Origin of the sequence: Virgibacillus sp. 6R (assembly GCF_001895305.1) — a bacterium.
Lineage (GTDB): Bacteria > Bacillota > Bacilli > Bacillales > Amphibacillaceae > Virgibacillus > Virgibacillus pantothenticus.
This window is the reverse complement of the sequence record NZ_CP017762.1, coordinates 4,083,358-4,102,734: the sequence shown is the minus strand read 5'-3', so window position 1 is coordinate 4,102,734 and position 19,377 is coordinate 4,083,358. Positions and strand designations below refer to the sequence as shown.

Annotated in this window: 17 protein-coding genes and 1 riboswitch; of the genes, 3 read left to right on the top strand and 14 right to left on the bottom strand. The window is 38.0% G+C overall.

Annotated features, from left to right (window positions below; genetic code table 11):
• Positions 1 to 17: 17 nt before the first annotated feature.
• The 14 genes from sufC to BKP57_RS18505 all read right to left on the bottom strand — a co-directional run bounded on the left by sufC (position 18) and on the right by BKP57_RS18505 (position 16,229).
• Entirely contained in the window at positions 18 to 803 is a 786-nt protein-coding gene (gene sufC / locus BKP57_RS18565) for a Fe-S cluster assembly ATPase SufC (RefSeq protein WP_050352422.1), read from the bottom strand.
• A gap of 634 nt (positions 804 to 1,437) precedes the next feature.
• Positions 1,438 to 1,608: a YuzK family famiily protein gene (locus tag BKP57_RS22345; protein WP_156875382.1), complete on the bottom strand. Its 171-nt coding sequence runs from the start codon at positions 1,606 to 1,608 to the stop codon at positions 1,438 to 1,440.
• Between the two features lie 202 nt (positions 1,609 to 1,810).
• Positions 1,811 to 2,638, bottom strand: coding sequence for a MetQ/NlpA family ABC transporter substrate-binding protein (locus tag BKP57_RS18560; protein ID WP_050352421.1), 828 nt, complete (start codon positions 2,636 to 2,638; stop codon positions 1,811 to 1,813).
• A gap of 28 nt (positions 2,639 to 2,666) precedes the next feature.
• Positions 2,667 to 3,335: a methionine ABC transporter permease gene (locus BKP57_RS18555; protein ID WP_050352420.1), complete on the bottom strand. Its 669-nt coding sequence runs from the start codon at positions 3,333 to 3,335 to the stop codon at positions 2,667 to 2,669.
• Positions 3,325 to 4,356 carry a methionine ABC transporter ATP-binding protein gene (locus BKP57_RS18550; protein WP_050352419.1) on the bottom strand — a complete coding sequence of 344 codons (1,032 nt, stop codon included), beginning with the start codon at positions 4,354 to 4,356 and terminating at the stop codon, positions 3,325 to 3,327. The genes BKP57_RS18555 and BKP57_RS18550 overlap by 11 nt, the downstream gene beginning before the upstream one ends.
• A 98-nt stretch (positions 4,357 to 4,454) precedes the next feature.
• Positions 4,455 to 4,566, bottom strand: a riboswitch (SAM riboswitch).
• A gap of 131 nt (positions 4,567 to 4,697) precedes the next feature.
• Entirely contained in the window at positions 4,698 to 5,009 is a 312-nt protein-coding gene (locus BKP57_RS18545; protein ID WP_050352418.1) for a thioredoxin family protein, read from the bottom strand.
• Positions 5,010 to 5,031: 22 nt separating this feature from the next.
• Positions 5,032 to 5,388 carry a toprim domain-containing protein gene (locus BKP57_RS18540; protein ID WP_050352417.1) on the bottom strand — a complete coding sequence of 119 codons (357 nt, stop codon included), beginning with the start codon at positions 5,386 to 5,388 and terminating at the stop codon, positions 5,032 to 5,034.
• Between the two features lie 520 nt (positions 5,389 to 5,908).
• On the bottom strand, positions 5,909 to 6,289 hold the full coding sequence (gene gcvH, locus BKP57_RS18535; RefSeq protein WP_050352416.1) for a glycine cleavage system protein GcvH: 381 nt from the start codon (positions 6,287 to 6,289) through the stop codon (positions 5,909 to 5,911).
• A gap of 442 nt (positions 6,290 to 6,731) precedes the next feature.
• The gene (locus BKP57_RS18530; protein WP_050352415.1) at positions 6,732 to 7,088 is read right to left on the bottom strand and encodes an arsenate reductase family protein; all 357 of its coding nucleotides are present in this window, start codon (positions 7,086 to 7,088) and stop codon (positions 6,732 to 6,734) included.
• 1,250 nt (positions 7,089 to 8,338) lie between these two features.
• Positions 8,339 to 10,123, bottom strand: coding sequence for an acyl-CoA dehydrogenase family protein (locus BKP57_RS18525; RefSeq protein WP_050352414.1), 1,785 nt, complete (start codon positions 10,121 to 10,123; stop codon positions 8,339 to 8,341).
• A gap of 124 nt (positions 10,124 to 10,247) precedes the next feature.
• A complete protein-coding gene (locus tag BKP57_RS18520; RefSeq protein WP_072742146.1) occupies positions 10,248 to 11,423 on the bottom strand; it encodes an acetyl-CoA C-acetyltransferase in 1,176 nt (391 codons plus the stop codon).
• 17 nt (positions 11,424 to 11,440) lie between these two features.
• Positions 11,441 to 13,840 (bottom strand): 3-hydroxyacyl-CoA dehydrogenase/enoyl-CoA hydratase family protein, encoded by a 2,400-nt coding sequence (locus BKP57_RS18515; RefSeq protein ID WP_072742145.1) that lies wholly within the window; start codon positions 13,838 to 13,840, stop codon positions 11,441 to 11,443.
• Between the two features lie 752 nt (positions 13,841 to 14,592).
• Complete coding sequence (locus tag BKP57_RS18510; protein WP_072742144.1) at positions 14,593 to 15,159, bottom strand: NADPH-dependent FMN reductase; 567 nt, start codon at positions 15,157 to 15,159, stop codon at positions 14,593 to 14,595.
• An 11-nt stretch (positions 15,160 to 15,170) separates the two neighbouring features.
• Complete coding sequence (locus BKP57_RS18505) at positions 15,171 to 16,229, bottom strand: LLM class flavin-dependent oxidoreductase (protein ID WP_072742143.1); 1,059 nt, start codon at positions 16,227 to 16,229, stop codon at positions 15,171 to 15,173.
• A 368-nt stretch (positions 16,230 to 16,597) separates the two neighbouring features.
• On the opposite strand from BKP57_RS18505, the gene BKP57_RS18500 reads away from it, so the two are divergent.
• The 3 genes from BKP57_RS18500 to BKP57_RS18490 are packed head-to-tail and all read left to right on the top strand — an operon-like array spanning position 16,598 to position 19,272.
• A complete protein-coding gene (locus tag BKP57_RS18500; RefSeq protein ID WP_072742142.1) occupies positions 16,598 to 17,629 on the top strand; it encodes a metal ABC transporter solute-binding protein, Zn/Mn family in 1,032 nt (343 codons plus the stop codon).
• A 38-nt stretch (positions 17,630 to 17,667) separates the two neighbouring features.
• On the top strand, positions 17,668 to 18,423 hold the full coding sequence (locus tag BKP57_RS18495) for a metal ABC transporter ATP-binding protein (RefSeq protein WP_072742141.1): 756 nt from the start codon (positions 17,668 to 17,670) through the stop codon (positions 18,421 to 18,423).
• Positions 18,424 to 18,438: 15 nt separating this feature from the next.
• Positions 18,439 to 19,272 (top strand): metal ABC transporter permease, encoded by an 834-nt coding sequence (locus BKP57_RS18490; RefSeq protein ID WP_050352407.1) that lies wholly within the window; start codon positions 18,439 to 18,441, stop codon positions 19,270 to 19,272.
• Positions 19,273 to 19,377 lie beyond the last annotated feature (105 nt).

The window sequence follows — 19,377 nt, the reverse complement described above, 5'->3', positions numbered from 1 at the left end:
GAATACCCCTCCTTACATTACGCATTTTGCTCAACAGTATGGTCTTCGATACCAAGCTCTTCTTTGATCCACTCATAACCCTCTGACTCAAGACGTTTTGCTAATTCTGGACCGCCAGATTTAACAACACGACCTTGCATCATAACATGTACAAAATCTGGAGTTATATAGTTTAATAAACGTTGATAGTGAGTAATAATCAAGCAGCCGAAGTTGTCATCACGAAGCTTGTTAATACCTTTAGAAACAACCTTTAACGCATCTATATCCAACCCAGAGTCGATTTCATCTAAAATCGCAATTTCCGGTTTTAACAACATAAGCTGAAGAATTTCATTACGTTTTTTCTCCCCGCCTGAAAAACCTTCATTTAGATATCTTTGTGCCATGTTCTTATCAATCTCTAAATAATCAAGTACACTGTCCATTTCTTTAATAAATTTCATTAAAGAGATCTCATTTCCTTCGCCCCGGCGAGCATTCATAGAAGAACGTAGAAAGTCGGAAGTGGTAACACCGCTAATTTCACTAGGGTATTGCATAGCTAAAAACAATCCAGCTCTAGCACGCTCATCTACTTCCATTTCCAATACATCTTCTCCATCTAATAAGATGCTTCCTTCAGTAACTTCATACTTTGGATGCCCCATGATAGCAGAAGCTAGTGTAGATTTACCGGTACCGTTGGGCCCCATAATTGCATGGAATTCTCCACCTTTTATTGTTAGGTTGACACCTTTCAGTATCTCCTTGTCTTCGATTGATACATGTAGATTCTTGATTTCTAGCGTTGATCCAGCCATATTTATACCTCCAAATACATTATTATAATAGTCACATTGATATGAACGTGATATTCATTCTCAATTTATTCTCATTACAATCTTAAATCATTTCGAATTTATTATCAACTCTTTTAGAACAGGAAATCATATGTAGGTTCTAGGTGCATCATTTCTTCTAAGTGAGAAATAGAATAAAATAGGAGCATTTATTTAATTCGCATCACCAAAGCAAAAAACATAGCATTTACTTTCACGTTTCCCTTTATTTTTCTTTTATTTCTACATGTAGACTACCATCTACTACAACAGTTAGCAAACAAGTCTGCTCATCATAGAATAAGATTTTTACGATGCGATCCGAAAATAATGAAAAAGCTTATATCTATAAGGATTTTAAATCAAAGAAATAAAGTGAATCTTCCATTAGTGTGGGTATTCATTCCCACACGGCTTGTTCGTACCGTAATGTATGACCTATGGCTTTTTAGAAATAGGGCATTTAGATGCTGTTATCTCTCAATTAGACTTGTTGCAGTACAGATTATCCAACAGTCTACAGCACCTTATATACGGGATAAGCATAGGCAAAAGGCCGTCTATGCCATGTGCACAAACGCCCTTTTGCCTGTTATCTATCTCGTTTTCAAGATGGTTATCTGCTTTGTTGGTTGATATATGCTGCTGCAAAAAGCTTACACTTCTGGTGATCTTGCTGACGTTTTCTTTCAACTGCCAGTCGTTGCTTCAGCTTACGTTGATATTCAGCAAAGCCAATATGGTGTGATTGTTGCATTGCCTTCTCCATTTCAGAAGTGTACTTCATTTTTATTCCGCTATGAATAGGGAATCATCCTTTCTTGATCTCGACTCATAATAAGATTATCATAAGACAGGTTCCCTGTTCAAAACGCATTTAAACGCGTCTTAGCTCAAATAAACGATTCATTTTTAATTATCGACAGAAAAGGATGGCGATATCTACATATGCGTTAACATACGCTGTATCTTATCGAATTCCTTCTCGATTATTCTTTTCCACCTACCGGAACAACAGCGCCATCATATTTTTCTTCCATAAAAGATTGAATTTCTTCTGATTGTAAAATTTCTGCCAATTTATTTAATGCCTCATCGTCTTTATCTTCTTTCTTAACAGCTAGCACATTCACATACGGTGAATCTTCATCTTCAATAAACAAGCCATCCTCTGTTGGCTTTAATCCCGCATCAATAGCATAGTTTGTATTAATAGCAACTAGAGCATTTTCTTCCCTTTCATAGTACTCTGGAAGGGTAGCTGCTTCATATTCAGGTGAAAACGTTAAATTCTTTGGATTTTCGGCAATATCATCAATCGTAGCTTTTGCTTTATCTACACCATCATCTAATTTAATCAGTCCCTGCTCCTCAAACAAAGTTAAGATACGTCCATGATCTGGTACAGAGTTACTCATAATTACTTCCGTGCCCTCGGGGATATCATCAATGCTGGAAATACCTTTAGAATAGACACCAATTGGCTCAATATGAATACCAGCAATATAATCAAGTTCATATCCCGTATCACTTATTGTTTGTTCTAAAAACGGAATATGCTGAAAATAGTTTGCATCAATCTCTCCTCTATCTAAATCATCATTTGGCAAAACATAGTCCTGATATTCACTAATTTCAAGAGTGATGCCCTCTTTTTCCAATAATGGCTTCGCCTCTTCTAAGATTTCTGCGTGCGGTACACTGGAAGCACCGACAATGATTTTATTATCGTCCGCTGTTTTATCATCCCCGCCACATGCTGCTAAAACACTTCCAAGACTAATAAGAAATAGAATAGATAGAATGTATTTTTTCATTTTGTACGCTCCTCTTTTCGTTTTTGAATTATCTTTTATCTAATTTGCGTGTAATAAAATCACCAATAAATTGAAATAAAAATACGATCAGTACAATAATAATGGAACAAAGCAGGACGATATCAAAATCTCTGCGCTGGAATCCGGAATAGTAGGCGTAGCTTCCTAATCCACCAGCACCAATGGCACCTGCCATTGCTGTATAGCCAATAAGTGCAATCGCCGTAACCGTAATACCTGAAATTAATGCAGGCATCGCTTCAGGTAACAATACTTTAAAAATAATCGTTCTTGTTTTTGCTCCCATCGCTTTGGCAGCCTCGATAACACCTTTATCCACTTCTCTTAAAGCAATTTCGACAAGCCGCCCATAAAATGGTGCTGCGCCGATGATTAATGCCGGCAACGCAGCATTAGGACCACGGATCGTCCCAACGATAAAATCGGTAAATGGGAATAAGAGCAGTATTAATATAATAAATGGAATGGCGCGAAACACATTCACGAAAGTGGCTGTTAAAAAGTTAATCCACTTATTTTGCCATAACCCCCCCTTATTTGTAAGGAATAATAGCAAGCCAAGCATGATGCCAAAAATAAATGTCCCGATTAGTGCAATAATCGTCATATAAAATGTTTCATAAGTTGCTTCCATAAAATCTTCTATTTTAATTGTAGAAAATAGGTCAGTCAACATTACGGATCACCTCCAACTCCACAGAGGTTTCTTCAGACACGTGCTGGATTGCCTTAGCGATTTCTGCCTCATCACCGGTCATTTGGATAAATAAAGTACCATACGCTCCAGCTTGTGTGCGAGTAATTTTTCCTTGTAAAATGCTAATATCAATATCGTATGTTTTCACAAGCTTACTGATTAAAGCATCGTTTGTTGTTTCGCCAACAAAATGAAGACGAATAAGCCTGCCTTGCTTAAATGTGTTGATTAGATGTTCGAACTCATTCTCAGCTTCAGCATCCCCCATCAATTGTTGGACAAACTTTTTCGTAACATTGTTTTTCGGATGAGAAAATACGTCCAAAACATTGCCGTGCTCCACTACTTTTCCATTTTCCATAACGGCAACATGGTTACATATTTTCCGAATGACATGCATTTCATGCGTAATCAAAATAATAGTTATCCCTAACTGCTTATTAATATCAACAAGCAAATCCAATATCGAATTCGTTGTTTCAGGATCTAAAGCTGATGTTGCCTCATCACAAAGTAATACAGAAGGTTTATTTGCCAATGCACGTGCTATACCAACTCGTTGCTTTTGTCCACCGCTTAATTGCGAAGGGTATGTTTTCTCTTTGCCAGATAAGCCAACTAAATCAATTAATGATTGCACACGTTGTTGCCTTTCTTCTTTTTCAACTCCAGCGATCTCCAATGGGAAAGCAATATTATCCTCTACCGTGCGTGACCATAGTAAATTGAAATGTTGAAACACCATTCCAATATCTTGTCTTGCCAGACGCAGCTCATTCTTTTTGAGTGCAGTTATCTCCTGCTTATTAATATAAACTTTTCCACTTGTTGGCTCTTCTAGACGATTAATTAATCGTACAAATGTACTTTTTCCAGCACCACTATAACCGATCACACCAAAGATATCTCCTTGCTCAATCGACAGGGTAACATCGTCTACAGCTGTTGTTTCTGTCTTGTTTGCAGTAAAAACTTTACGCAAACCCTCAATCGATATCACACCTACTCCTCCTTCTTAGCTCTTCCTATTATGCCCATATAAGCAATTAAAAACGCCTTTCTGAAGAGAACAGAAAGACGTATGAATGTCAAAATGTCCCCTCATCTATCAAGGTTTATCACCTTGCAGGAATTAGCACCTTTCAAATAGTTCTATTTGAAGGTTGCCGCGGGTTCACTGGGCCAGTCCCTCCACCGCTCAAGATAAGAGTAAATTATTATTTAATTGGAATAGACACTATAATAGCATGTTGCTTTCCATCTGTCAATATACTTTTTTGGGTTCATCATCACTTTTTGTAAAATTAAATCACAAACAATGGTGAAGAGACATTTATTGTATTAGAATGCAAACATTTCCGGTTTATGCTTTAACAAATATTGATAAATATTTGCCACATCTCGAAACGCATAAATTTTTTCTACTATTTGTCCATCTTTCTTAATAAGCAAACAAGGTACGCTTTCCACTTGATATGTTTGCATAAATTCTGGATGTAGCGAAGCGTTCATTTCTAAAAACACTTCTTGCTTTTGCATTTGTTCAATTTTAAGCAACATGCTTTTAGCTAGGTTACAAGTTCCGCAAAGCGGCGTGAAAATATAGAGAAAGTAATCAGATTGCTGCAATTGCACTTTTGTTACCTGTTGCAAACTATCACCTTTTTACTGTAATTTAAATCAAAAAGATAGGGTTAACCGCTATTCTTTTACTTACTAATACTTGCGCTAAAACATTTTCCGGCGTGGTTGCGACTTCCCGGTACTCACTGCTTACATATACATGCTCGGCATGGGGTAATTCTCTTGCTAATTGTTTACGAAGCTTCATACCAGAAGGGTCTTCGTCTACAAGAATATAAACTTCCTTATCATCTAATGCGTACTCCTCCAACATTTGGTCAAATCGTTCCACCCCGAGGGTTCCATTTGTGCAAACAATCGTCAAATCTTCCGCAAGTACTTTATTTACTTGCTTTTTATCCGTTAACCCTTCCACAATCAAAACCTTCTCTGATCCATCTGTTATCATCACATAGCACTCCTTGGAAAATCAAGCGACAAGCTTGCATATGCAGAGAGAGCATTGTTTTATTATTAGATGCCGTTCAAAAAACAGAGCAAATTTCCATTTACATACAGTTCGAACAATGGTATGTGCTTTGCAAAATGAATGTTATGCTCGTAGTGGATGTCTGACTTTTTAACGTATCATTATATAATAAAAATAAGTCTTCTGCAATTCATTTATGTCCATTGTCATCCATGATTCGCTTGTAGTTTATGTTAAAATCATCCAATTATTAATCGTTCTCCATTTATGCGTATCTTGAAAAAAGAGCCATTTTAACATCATGATGTTCAGACTAATTATTTAAGTATATAAGTACTTGCTGATTGATTTACTTAAAAAATGAAACAGTATCACTTTATAGTCAAACTTTTTTATAACAGAACCTTAAATAAACAATCCTAACTTTTCTATTTCGTTACATTTATTTTAGTAAAAACAAAGCTGATTGCAAAATATTGCATATCAGCTATTGAATTATTTATTCACTTATCATTTCTTCATATGCTTCTGCAGATAATAAATCGTCCAATTCGGCTTCATTTGTTGGCTCTACAACAAGCATCCATGCATTTTCATATGGTGATTCATTTACAAATTCAGGACTGTCTTCCAATTCTTCATTTACCTCGACTACTTTACCACTGATGGGAGCGTATAGTTCCGACACCGTTTTCACGGATTCTACACTACCAAAAGGCTCATTGATTTCTAATTCATCACCAACTTCAGGAAGTTCAACAAATACAATATCTCCTAATTCGTCTTGGGCAAAATCAGTAATACCAATACGTACATTTCCATCTTCTTGTTTTACCCATTCATGCTCTTTTGAATATAGTAATTCCTTTGGTACGCTCATATATATTCCCCTCCAAATGATATATTCCACTTTCACTATACAAGGTTCAGAGTCATTTATCCAGTATTTATTTTCTATATTCTCTATAGAAACTGTTTGAAAATCTAGTCCATTCAGTTACAAATAAATAGTCACTTTAAAAAACTTGCATTACACCCGGAATAAAGGTGCAAGCGCCTGTTTAGCAACGTAGCGGATGGAACGAATCAACTAAAGATAAAGGAATCATGCCACTAAAAACAGGGGTATGCCGACGCCTGAGCGGCAAGCCCGTTTTTAGTCGGCCCTCCTCTTTGCGAACCGTTGAGGCCTTATCGTAGGGCGCATTTCTAAAGTCGCCTAGTTGCTGGGCTCATGCGCCGGACGTGGCTATTCGGTTATTTCGTTATCTCCAAGCACCTAATTTGATACTCTCTTATCGTATAAAATAAACAAGCAATCCTTACAGCCAATTTTTTGCAAATTCTTCTTCTTTATATCCAACAGTCACTTGAGAGCCATCGGTTACGATTGGTCGCTTAATTAACATACCGTCCGATGCTAATATTTCTGCCATTTCCTCGTTTGTAGCATCTGCTATTTTTTCCTTTAAATTCAGCTCTCGGTATTTCTTACCACTTGTATTAAAAAACTTCTTTGCGGGCAGCCCACTTTTCTGGATTAGATCAAGTAATTCCTCTTTAGTAGGCGGGTTTTGGACAATATGTATAGGCTTATAATTCACTTGTTGATTTTCTAACCATTTCTTTGCTTTTTTACATGTACCGCAATTCGGATACCAATAGAAAGTTAACATCAAATTGCAACCCCCATTCAATAATATGTTCCATTATACCAAAATAGACAAATGTTATTCGAATAAAATGAGTCCGTTTTACAATATTGCTTAAATACACTTTTTGGTAACTTTACATTGTTTTAAAAAACAAGAGCTGAAAATCCTAATCTAGCGAAGATTTCCTTTTCCTTTCATAAAAAATGCTTTATACAAATATACAAATGTATGTGCATAGGGGAATAACAAATACAGAAGAGATTAGGACATAACTAACACAGCTGATTAAAAAAACGAACCATAAAGTGAATCTTCAATCGCTGTGAGTTCTTTCAACCCCTACTTATTTTTAGTACCACAAGAGTATAATCTAAAGGCTACTAAACGAGTCGGGAATTTAGGTGCCGTTATCTTCTAGCTTAGCTTGTGGTTGTATGATATCGCCAACTCCTGAAGTGGAAGTCTTACAGCGCCTTATATGCAGGATAAATGGATAGTTCGGCTTTTGCTATATCGAATTTGCTTATGTCCTTGGCTTACCTGATGAAAAGGGGTATTTATTAAAAACCTGCAAACTGATGTTAAATACTTAAACTATTAAATCGTATAACTTGAAGCAATTTTATCTTGTTCGTTAGCAAAATGCGTAAGTTTTAGAGATTGTCTATTTGTGAACTTCGGCGAATTTACATTTAAATCCATGAATCAGAACCAATTATCCATATTTTTTTCTGTCCACAACGTTTAAATATTCAAATGGAAGATAGTATAATTTGAATGCTCTAAGGGGATTAAGATAACCTTAATGATAATCTTGATCGCTAAGCTAGCTTCGCTGTTTAATGTCGGGAAAGAAGTTAGTTTAGGAAAATTTGGGCATCGTTCGACAAGTTCTACTATAAACGCCTATCGCACGAAAAATAGGAGATGATAATTTTCTAATCTTAACTTTGCAACGAAGAGGGAAACTCGCCCGTTCCAGTAAAGCAGGAGAAAAGCTGGAGATACATCAAACGCAAACCTATTGCTGACGATAGAATGAAAAGCGTGAGCCGACATCCCTGGATACTGACCTCTCGACTCCTAAATTAAGCCCGTAGAGGTTCTATACATTTAGCTACCCTTTCCTATTAAATAGCGAGAGCCTTTATAAGGAATTAGCAGGTATTTCTTGTTTCGCTTTTTGCTTAACAAGCCTCCATCAATTATTACAAGGAAAAAAGACGAGCTAATCTAACATAGTCATAGATTTAGCCCGTCTTTTTATTCCCTTTTTATAAAGTATATTTTTCTTCTTCAATGATAGCAGCGGCGATTTCCCGTTTTCTTGCTATCACATTTGTTGGTGTATGACGTGTTAATTTACGTAAGGTAGAAAGCATCATTCGTAGTGTGTCTCCCTCTTCTACTGCGATTAGCGTTTCTTTAGCATTTGCCTCCATACGGTTAAACGCTTCTTGCACGTAAACTTGTGTATACCATAATTTTTGCTTACTCTTTTCCTCTCCATCTCGATGGATTGCTTTTTCGGTACGAAGAATAGCTGACTCCATATTATAAACTTCTGCTACCATATCAGCCAGATTTACAAGGATTTCCTGCTCATGCTCGATGTTTTGCATGAATTTCTGTGCTGCTAAACCTGCACCAAGTAAGACCATTTTCTTCGCATTTTTGAGTAAATGTTTTTCCTGCTCTAATGCAGCAGTGCCCACTTCTTCTGGCATTAGCATCATTAGTTCTTCTTGAAGGGATTGGGCTTTTTGCAGTAGTGGAAGTTCACCTTTCATTGCTTTTTTCAACAGCGTTCCAGGAACTAACAAACGGTTAATTTCATTCGTTCCTTCAAAAATGCGGTTGATGCGTGAATCACGATACATCCGCTCTACCTCGTATTCTTGCATGAAGCCATAGCCACCATGTAATTGAACAGCTTCATCTGCTACGAAATCCAAAAGTTCTGTGCACATATACTTATTCATAGAACACTCAATCTGATATTCTGCAATCGCTCTAGCAACTTCTCTACCATCATTTAATTGCTCATCCGTAAGTGCTCCCATCCGTTGTTCAAATAATCCAACAGTACGATATACTGCACTTTCATTTGCATATGTTTCTGCTGCCATCGTCGCTAGCTTCTCTTTTGTTAGTGAAAAGCTTGAAATTGGCTTGTTAAACTGTTTTCGTTCATTTACATATTTCACAGCTAATTCAATGCCCCGTTTAGCCCCACCAACACCACCAATTGCCAGCTTATAACGTCCAACATTTAAAATATTAAAAGCAATAATATGACCGCGACCTTTTTCTCCTAATAAGTTTTCCACTGGTACTTCCGCATCCTCCAATATTAATGTACGAGTAGAGGAGCTTTTGATTCCCATTTTCTTTTCTTCAGGTCCAGTTGATACTCCAGGGAATTCACGTTCCACGATAAATGCAGAGAAGTGTTCGCCATCGATCTTGGCATAAACAATAAACACATCAGCAAAAGCTGAATTGGTAATCCATTGCTTTTCCCCATTTAAAATATAATGTGTTCCTGCTTCATTTAACACCGCTGTAGCTTTTGCACCTAAAGCGTCAGACCCTGAGCTTGGTTCTGTTAAAGCATATGCAGCTAACAATTCTCCAGTAGCCAGTTTGGGTAAATACTTCTCCTTTTGTGCGTTATTTCCGAAAAATACAATCGGTAATGAACCTATCCCTACGTGCGCACCGTGGGTGACCGAAAAGCCACCAGCAAGAGCAAATTTTTCCGTAATCAATGACGAACTAATTTTGTCCAATGCTAAACCGCCATATTCTTCTGGAATATCTGCCCCTAACAGACCAAGCTCCCCAGCCTTCTTCAATAATTCTACTGAATGTTCGAATTCATGATTTTCTAGATGGTCGACTTTTGGAATGACTTCACCAACTACAAATTCTTCCGTTGTTTTTGCAATCATTTTATGCTCATCCGTGAAATCCTCTGGAGTAATGACATCATCTGCTGTTAAGTCCTCAACTAAAAAACCGCCGCCTTTAAATACCTTTTCCTTTGTTTCGCTCATATATATAAACCCCTTTTCTATGCTTTTTTAAGTCCTGAAATTTTCCCCTTAAAAAACTTACACCCCGTAACAACATCTACCTCTTGTAATGTCCTATTATTATATAAGTGTCGTCGTTTCTACCCTATAACAGCTCAAAAATACCTGCTGCTCCCATGCCGCCCCCAATACACATGGTTACAACACCATACTGAACTTGCCTACGTTTCATTTCATGCATAAGCGATAACGTTAGCTTCGTGCCTGTCATCCCAAGCGGATGCCCTAGTGCTATCGCACCGCCGTTTACATTTACCTTATTTATATCCAGATCCAAAGCTTGAATGACACGTACAGCTTGCGATGCAAATGCCTCATTTAATTCAAATAAATCGATATCTGATAATTCAAGGCCTGCAATTTCCAATGCCTTTGGAATTGCTGCCACTGGGCCAACGCCCATAATTTCTGGTTCAACACCGGCTACGGCAAACGAACGGAATTTAACGATCGGTGTTAATCCCTCCGCTTCTGCTTTTTCCCTGTTCATTACTAAAACCGATGCTGCCCCATCACTCATTTGCGATGAATTTCCTGCTGTGACCGTTCCTTTAACATGAAAAGCAGGTCTTAATTTAGCTAATATCTCTGTAGACGTTTCAGGACGCACCCCTTCATCCATCGCAAACGTCACTTTCTTTTCTTCTGGTTTATTTTGATCATTGATAAATCGATGCGTTACCTCAACAGGAACAATTTCATCGGTAAATTTCCCTTCTTCTATAGCCTTGGCAGCTCGTTCGTGACTTCGTACTGCAAAGGCGTCCTGATCTTCTCTAGAAATTTGAAACCGATTTGCTACTTCTTCCGCTGTATGCCCCATACTCATATAATATCCTGGTGCATCTTGTACAAGTTTGGAATTTGGCTTAATAACATGACCACCCATTGGAATTAGGCTCATCGACTCTGTGCCACCTGCAATGATCGTATCGCTAGCTCCTACCATAATTCGTTCTGCGGCATAAGCAATACTTTGCAACCCTGATGAGCAATAACGATTAATCGTAATTCCTGGAACATCATGGTTTAGGCCTGCAAGCCCAGCAATATTTCGGGCTATATTCATTCCCTGTTCCGCTTCAGGCATGGCACAACCAATGATGACATCATCCATATTTCCATTATAGTTGCCAGCGCGTTTTAGCGTTTCCTGAATCGTTAGTGCCGCTAGATCATCTGGCCTCGAATGAGCGAGTGACCCTTTTTTTGCCTTACCTACAGGGGTTCTTGCACCCGCAACAATTACTGCTTCCTTCACAATAGTTCCCCCTTTAGTTAATTTCGTAATGGTTTCCCTTTGACCAACATATGTTGCATCCGTTGTTGCGTTTTTGGCTCACCGATCAAGCTTAAAAATGCCTCTCGTTCTAAATCTAGCATTACTTGTTCATCTATCTTTATTCCTTCTTGAATACGTCCACCTGATAAAACATAAGCTAGTTTCTCTGCCATTTTTACATCATGCTCTGATGCATAGCCGCTTAAATGCAAGTTTTTAGCGCCTAATACCATAGCTGCATAACCTGCATCTCCAACTACTGGGATCTTTTCTCTTTTTGGAGCCTGGTAACCAGATTTAGCCAGTGCTAACACATTTTCCTTTGCGTCATGTAAGAGATGATCCGGATTAACACTAATCCGATCACCTTGATCTAAATAGCCATTTTCACGTGCTTCAGCAGCAGAAGTGGACACTTTCGCTGTTGCTACTTTTTCGAATACATCATTTGCAACCTTCGTAACATCAAATGCAATCCCTTTTGGCAAGTGACGGAGCATTTTTAAATATAATTCCTTCGTGCCACCGCCTCCAGGGATCAGCCCAACACCAAATTCAACAAGTCCCATGTACGTTTCCGACGAGGCCTGAATAGAGGCTGCTGGTAATGAAACTTCCGCACCGCCACCAAGTGTCATATTAAATGGAGCAACAACCACAGGTTTATTCGCATATTTGATTGCCATCGTCATATTTTGAAATTGACGAATCACCATATCCAGTTCAAAGAAATTATCATCTTGAGCTTCCATCAGCATCATGGCAAGGTTAGCCCCAACACAGAAATTCTTACCCTGATTACCAATGACAAGCCCCTCGTAGTTTTTCTCCACTTCATCAATAGCAAAGTGAACCATTTGTATAATATCTAAGCCGATGGCGTTACTTCTTGAGTGGAACTCTAAACATGCTACACCATCGCCTAAATCTATCAGACTAGCTCCGGTATTTTTTTTAATGACCCCCTGCGCCTCTTTTAATCTCCGTAAATGAATTTCTTTTTGATTAACTGACTTTTCTTTATACGTTCCTTGATCATAATAATAAACAGTTCCATTTTCTGTTTTATAAAAAGATTCGTTACCTTCCTCTAATAATTGTAAAACCCATTTAGGAATTACTTCCCCTTCCGTTTGCATCCGTTCTACTGACTTACGTAACCCAATTGCATCCCACGTCTCAAATGGTCCTAATTCCCAGCCGAAGCCCCACTTCATCGCATCATCGATAGCCGCAATATCATCGGCAATTTCACCAGTTAATTCGGCAGCATAAAGGAATACTGGCTTTAAGATCGACCAAACAAGCGCGCCTGCACGATCATCTTTTTGTGATAGAAGCGTTTTCAATTTACGCTGTAATCCTTTTTCCTGCTTTGCCATCTCCGTTGCTGCTGTTTTTAGCTTTTTCCGTTCTTCATATTCCAATGTTTCTGGATTCAATTCGTAAATCGTGCTACCGTCTTTGCCCTTTTTCTTTAAAAAGAAACCTTGACCGCTTTTAGCGCCTAACCAGCCTTTTTCTTGCATAGTTTGCATAAAGTCTGGCACAGTAAATACCTCTTTTTCTTCTCCGTCTACTTGGTCGTATACATTTTTAGCTACATGAATAAACGTATCTAAGCCAACGACATCAAGAGTACGGAATGTTGCGCTTTTTGCTCTTCCAATCATCGGTCCAGTTACAGAATCTACTTCTCCCACACTGTAACCACCACGAAGCATTTCTTGAACAGTAATTAGCAAACCGTACGTACCAATCCGATTGGCAATAAAGTTAGGTGTATCCTTTGCTTCAACGACTCCCTTCCCTAAAACGTTTTCACCAAACTGTTTCATAAATGCAAGTACTTCAGGATCAGTATCTTTAGTCGGTATAACTTCAAGCAATTTCAAATATCTCGGTGGGTTAAAAAAATGCGTGCCAAGGAAATGTTTACGAAAATCTTCAGAACATTCACTGGACATTGCTTCTATGGATATGCCCGAAGTGTTTGAGCTGACAATCGTTCCCGCTTTGCGATATGACTCTACATTTGCAAATACTTTTCGTTTAATATCTAAGTTTTCAACAACAACTTCGATAATCCAATCTACATCAGCGAGCTTTTCCATATCATCTTCCATATTCCCTACTTCGATTAAATCAAGGCTTTCTTTGGTTGTAATGGGTGAAGGTTTTTGTTTTAATAATGCCTTTTTGCTGTCTGTTGCAATTCGATTACGAACAGATGGATCAGCTAAGGTTAACCCCTTTTTTTCTTCCTCTTTCGTTAACTGTTTCGGTGCAATATCAAGCATGAGCGTTGGTATACCAACGTTAGCCAAGTGTGCTGCAATCCCCGATCCCATTACCCCAGATCCTAAAACAGCTGCACGCCTGATTGATTGCTTCATAATTTATCCTCCCATCCACATTTTGAATGAATACTCATTCATTTTATGTCGAAAATAAAAAGATAGTCTCCTATCTACTTAATTATAACTATAAAGTATTTACTGATATTTCGCAACAATTATAAACATTTTTTTATGGAGTAAAGTTATACTTCATTCAGTAGTGATTCCTCCTCCTTCTACGAATAGAAATAAACCAACGGCTAATATCTTAAGTTCCCTTGAAATAGAAAACAATTTTACTGCGCGAGCGAATGCGTTGCTAACGTAGCTTTCCCTGGGCTTGTTGCAATCGTTTAGTGATTTTCATCTTACCAAATTGGGTGAAGCGAGTATTTGGCGCCGGTATCTCCCACTTAGATTTTATCGTTAATTTGAAGGGGAATTTCATGGAATCTTACATTCAGAGTAAACAAACTTCATTTAGTGGAGGTTTACTTTCTCTTCCACTAAATGAAGTAAACGATATACTAAAATATTCTTTGTCCGCAGATCAAGTAAATCTTCAATCGTAGGGGGTTTCATTCATCCCCTGCTGGTTGTTAGTACCGTAATGGTATGACCTCAAGGCCGCTTACGAAATAGGGCATTTAGGTAGTGGTGTTATCTCTCACTTAGACTGTTGCAATGCAGATTATCCAACTACAAAAGTGGGATACTTACAGCACCCTATATACGGGATATTTTTCTGTCTAGCGTTGAGCATTACTAAAAGCTTAGCATAACTCGCACCATCCATGTTAAAACACTTGCTAAAATCCATACTTTGCTTCTTTAGTTTGGCGGATGTTGGCATACGTCTCGGTGAGGGTAACAGTATCTTCCACTAAACGTTCAATACGGAAAACTACATCATCGTTAATAATTTGTTGGTTGTAGAAATCCTTTTCTTCCATAAAAACATAGGTTTGGACTATTTGTGCTTTCATATAGCCTAAGATCGGTTTTAATTGCTGTTCCGCTATTAAATAATGCTTGGCAGAACCTGCTGTTATAACCATGCTTACAACTTTATCTTGGAGAGCATTGACAGGGAGAAGGTCAAATATGTTTTTTAATGAAGCTGGGATAGATGCTTGGAAAATTGGCGTACCAATAATCAGTGCGTCTGCTTCCATAATGACCTGCAATATTTCACCTGTATCCCCTTCGTATTCCAGATAATGCCTCCCGTCACTAAACGGTATCTCATAGTCGGCTAAGTCGATTAATTTGGTCTCTACCTCTGAGTAGTTTTCCTTCAATACGTGGAGTGTATAACCCATAGCTGTTTTTGTCTTCGTTCCAATACGTGATCCAGATATTCCGACAATCTTCATCGTATTCCTCCTTATTTTCGTGCGGTATGCTTCTTAATAGCAGGTAAAATTTCTGTACCGATGATTTCAATATTTTTCTTCAATTTATCAAATGGCATCCCACCAAAATCCATTTGTCCAATATAACGCTGGTGCCCAAACAATTCATGCTGATAAAGTATTTTCTCAATGATTTGTTGGGGACTTCCGATATTCATTACATTATGCTCATGTGCACCTTGGGCAAAATGCTGCTTTGGAAATCCTTGCCCATTCGTTAATTTCATTCCTTCGTTAATATGCGGATACATGTCTCTTAGCGCTTGCTGTGTTGTTTCCGCTGCATAGAAAAAGCCAGCAGTTGCAACAGGAAAATCCGTTGGGTTATACCCGCTCTGTTTTAAGGCACCCCTATAAGCATCAATGGATTGTTTAAAGCTGGTTGCTGGCCCTCCTAGATGAGCAAGATATATTGGAACTCCTGCATATCCTGCCTTTATGGCACTGGCAGGTGACCCACCAACCGCTCGCCAAATGGGCATGGACCCATTTAATGGTCGTGGAAGCACGCTAGCATTTTTTAAAGGTGCACGAAATTCCCCTTCCCAATTTACTTGCTCTGAATCATTGATTTGTAGTAATAAATCAAATTTTTCCTCAAATAACGCTTCGTAATCACGTATATCATAACCCAATAAATCAAATAGTCCAATTCGTGAAGCTCTTCCAGCGACAATTTCCACTCTTCCTTTCGAGATTAGATCAATCGTTGCAAAATTCTCATATACACGAACCGGATCAGACGTACTTATAATGGTCGAAGAACTGGAAATTTTAATTTTTTTCGTTGCCTGGGCAATTGCCGATAACACAACAGCGTGTGCTTGCGTAACAAAATAATCCTGATGGCTTTCTCCCACACTAAAAAAGTCAATACCCGCCTGTTCTGCTAATTGAGCTAACTTTATAATTTCATGAATACGTTGTTCAGCAGATATTTTCTTCCCCGTGTGAGGGTCCGGTAAATGGTCTCCAAGGGTATAGAGACCAAATTCCAGTCCTTTCGTCGGGTCCAATCGATATTTTTCCATTATATTCACTCCTCGAATTAGAAAAAATCCTTTTTCCTTTCCTTCTTTTTTATCAGTTTTTTTATTTAAACGCTATTTGTCTGCTTAGATAATAAAAAACAACCGTAAGATTGCGTTCATACAATTTGCTGTTTCGTAAATTGCTTCACTTCTTTCCGTTGATAAAGCAAACTTTATTACGAACTAACTTGTTTTATATAGTACATATAGTTTTGATTAGTATTGTACTTTACAGATTTTATGTGTGATCGCCATATTTTCTAAGGCATATTTATTTTCCGAAAAATAATCGTAATCATTCCTATTTACATTTCGGAATGATTACGATATTATATTACAGAAGATATTTTAAAGAGGAGGAACAACTATTGAAAAGAACATCCATTGCCATACTTATCCTTGGTTTGATTACTTTATTCGTTGCCGGTTGTACTAAATCAGATGGTTCCACTGAAAACAACACGGATTTAAACATATACACGTCGATTTATCCGATTCAATTTGCTGTAGAGCAAATTGCTGGGGAAACCGCTGATGTTCACTCCGTTTATCCACCAGGAGTCGATGCCCATTCGTATGAACCAACTTCAAAAGATATGACAAATATAGCTAGAAGTGATGCATTTATTTACTTGGGTGCAGGGATGGAAGGGTTTGCTGAAAGTGCAGCAGACGCATTGGACTCAGAGGACGTCAAGCTTATCGAGCTAGGAAAAAACGAGCATCTTTTTGACAAAGGAACCAAGAATGATGCGAGTGGTCATTCACATGAAGAAGAAGCGCATTCTGATAAAGAAAAATCCCATGATGACGAAGCCGAAGCTCATAACGACGGTTATTCTGATGAAGAGGGAGCCCATGACGGTCATTCTCATGGAGACCATGACCCACATATTTGGCTTGACCCTATGCGAATGATCGAATTATCTGAAATCGTTAAGGATCAATTAATCGAGCTCAATCCTGACGAAAAGGATCTATATCAAGCTAATTTTAATAAATTAAAAGAACAATTACAGTCACTGGATCATGATTTTCAAACTGTCTTAGAAGCAAAAACAAACAAGCATATTCTCGTATCCCATGCGGCTTACGGATATTGGGAGGAACGATATGGTCTAGAACAAATTGCCATCAACGGGTTGTCTACTAATAATGAACCATCACAGAAAGAATTAACGGAAATCATTGACCAAGCCGAAAAATATAACCTTAATTATATTATTTTCGAGCAAAATACGTCCAATCGTGTCTCGAAGGTTATTCAAGAACACATTCAAGCAAAAACTGCTACCATTCATAATCTGTCTGTCTTAACAGAAAAAGATCTCGAAAATAATGAAGATTACCTTTCGATTATGAAAAAAAACCTAGAAACACTCGATCAAGTAACATCTTAATACTTGATCGAGCAATTTACTTGTAAGGGGGTTAAATGATGAGTGAAGCCGTTATTTCTATGGAGAATGTTAGTTTTTCCTATGAAAATAAGAAAGTGTTAGATCATATCCATTTTTCTGTACCTCAAGGTTCCTTTATAGGGTTAGTTGGACCAAATGGGGGTGGTAAAACCACGCTTATTAAATTAATTCTCGGGTTGCAAAAGGCTGATAGCGGGAACATCCGTCTATTCAGCCAACCGATTGAAAGGTTTAACGACTGGAATAAGCTTGGCTATGTTTCACAAAAAGCAAACGCATTTAATAGAGGGTTTCCGGCAACCGTTTATGAAGTAGTATCCATGGGATTAACAGCTAAAATTGGCTATTTAAGGTTTTTCCAAAAGAAACATAAAGAAAAAATCCTGGAAGCAATCGCCCAAGTTGGAATGGAAGCATATACGCACGAAAATATCGGTAATTTATCGGGCGGGCAGCAACAGCGAATTTTTATTGCCAGGTCTTTAGTCAGTGATCCCGAGCTACTCATTTTAGATGAACCGACGGTAGGTGTAGATAATGAAAATGTGCAACGTTTTTATGAGTTGCTTGACCATTTAAACCGCAATAGAGGAATTACAATGCTTATGGTAACACATGACACTGGAACAATAGCAGAACAAGCTACAGAAATTGCTTGTTTAAATAAAACCTTGCATTTCCATGGTAAGCCAGAGGCATATAAATCATTAACGAACGAAGAATGGTCGCATATTTACGGTCACAACATCCATTTAGTAACACATGACCATTGATTTGGAGGAAGTCATATGCTAGTAGATTTTATGGAATACGATTTTTTAAGAAACACACTGTTTACCGGAATAATAATTGGCTTAATTGCCCCTTTATTAGGGTCATTTATTGTGGTCAGGAGATTGTCACTGCTCGCAGATGCACTGTCACACGTCACATTAGCTGGAATTGCATTTGGTTTATTACTAGAGAAAAAATTTGCGCTTATGATCAGTCCATTATATAGCGGAATGGTCTTTTCCGTTGTTGGTTCCATATTGATCGAAAAGCTGCGTGGCGTTTATAAAGCATACCAAGAGCTAGCTATACCGATTATTCTATCGGGTGGAGTTGGACTTAGTGTCATTTTTATTTCTGTAGCAGATGGATTTAATACCGATTTATTTAATTATTTATTTGGTTCTGTCTCTGCAGTGAGTAAAAGCGACTTTTACGCTATTGCGGGGATCGCAATTTTCATTATCATTATGATCGTATTATTTTTCAAGGAATTATTCAACTTATCTTTCGATGAAGAACATGCAACTATTTCAGGACTACATGCAAAAGCGATTCATCTGCTATTTATTGTTTTAACTGCTTTAGTAATTGCTGTTTCTATGAGAATTGTTGGTGTTTTGCTCGTTTCTGCTCTAATGACACTACCAGTTGCAGCAAGTATGCGATTTGCGAAGGGATTTAAGCAAATGGTGTTTTTATCTGTTGTATTTGGTGAAATAGCTGTTATGATAGGATTGATAACTGGGTATTATTTAAGTATACCACCTGGAGGAACGATTGTGATGGTAGCTATTGCACTGTTATTAATCTCCATTGTTGCGAAACGGTACCGATCGAAAGCTGTATAGCTAGCAAGCCCTAGTTCAAATTTTCAATGTAATGTAGGGAAAGCAACACACATTTTCCTTCTTGCTGACCAATAATAAGTTACTAGAGTAAAAAACAAAGTGAGG

What these genes read in the sequence shown, in the direction of transcription:
- BKP57_RS18540 (WP_050352417.1), bottom strand. Translation starts at nt 5,388, where the DNA reads ATGATAACAGATGGATCAGAGAAGGTTTTGATTGTGGAAGGGTTAACG.
- BKP57_RS18495 (WP_072742141.1), top strand. Translation starts at nt 17,668, where the DNA reads ATGAGTGAAGCCGTTATTTCTATGGAGAATGTTAGTTTTTCCTATGAA.
- BKP57_RS18490 (WP_050352407.1), top strand. Translation starts at nt 18,439, where the DNA reads ATGCTAGTAGATTTTATGGAATACGATTTTTTAAGAAACACACTGTTT.
- BKP57_RS18560 (WP_050352421.1), bottom strand. Translation starts at nt 2,638, where the DNA reads ATGAAAAAATACATTCTATCTATTCTATTTCTTATTAGTCTTGGAAGT.
- BKP57_RS18525 (WP_050352414.1), bottom strand. Translation starts at nt 10,123, where the DNA reads ATGAGCGAAACAAAGGAAAAGGTATTTAAAGGCGGCGGTTTTTTAGTT.
- BKP57_RS22345 (WP_156875382.1), bottom strand. Translation starts at nt 1,608, where the DNA reads ATGAAGTACACTTCTGAAATGGAGAAGGCAATGCAACAATCACACCAT.
- BKP57_RS18510 (WP_072742144.1), bottom strand. Translation starts at nt 15,159, where the DNA reads ATGAAGATTGTCGGAATATCTGGATCACGTATTGGAACGAAGACAAAA.
- sufC (WP_050352422.1), bottom strand. Translation starts at nt 803, where the DNA reads ATGGCTGGATCAACGCTAGAAATCAAGAATCTACATGTATCAATCGAA.
- gcvH (WP_050352416.1), bottom strand. Translation starts at nt 6,289, where the DNA reads ATGAGCGTACCAAAGGAATTACTATATTCAAAAGAGCATGAATGGGTA.
- BKP57_RS18505 (WP_072742143.1), bottom strand. Translation starts at nt 16,229, where the DNA reads ATGGAAAAATATCGATTGGACCCGACGAAAGGACTGGAATTTGGTCTC.
- BKP57_RS18515 (WP_072742145.1), bottom strand. Translation starts at nt 13,840, where the DNA reads ATGAAGCAATCAATCAGGCGTGCAGCTGTTTTAGGATCTGGGGTAATG.
- BKP57_RS18555 (WP_050352420.1), bottom strand. Translation starts at nt 3,335, where the DNA reads ATGTTGACTGACCTATTTTCTACAATTAAAATAGAAGATTTTATGGAA.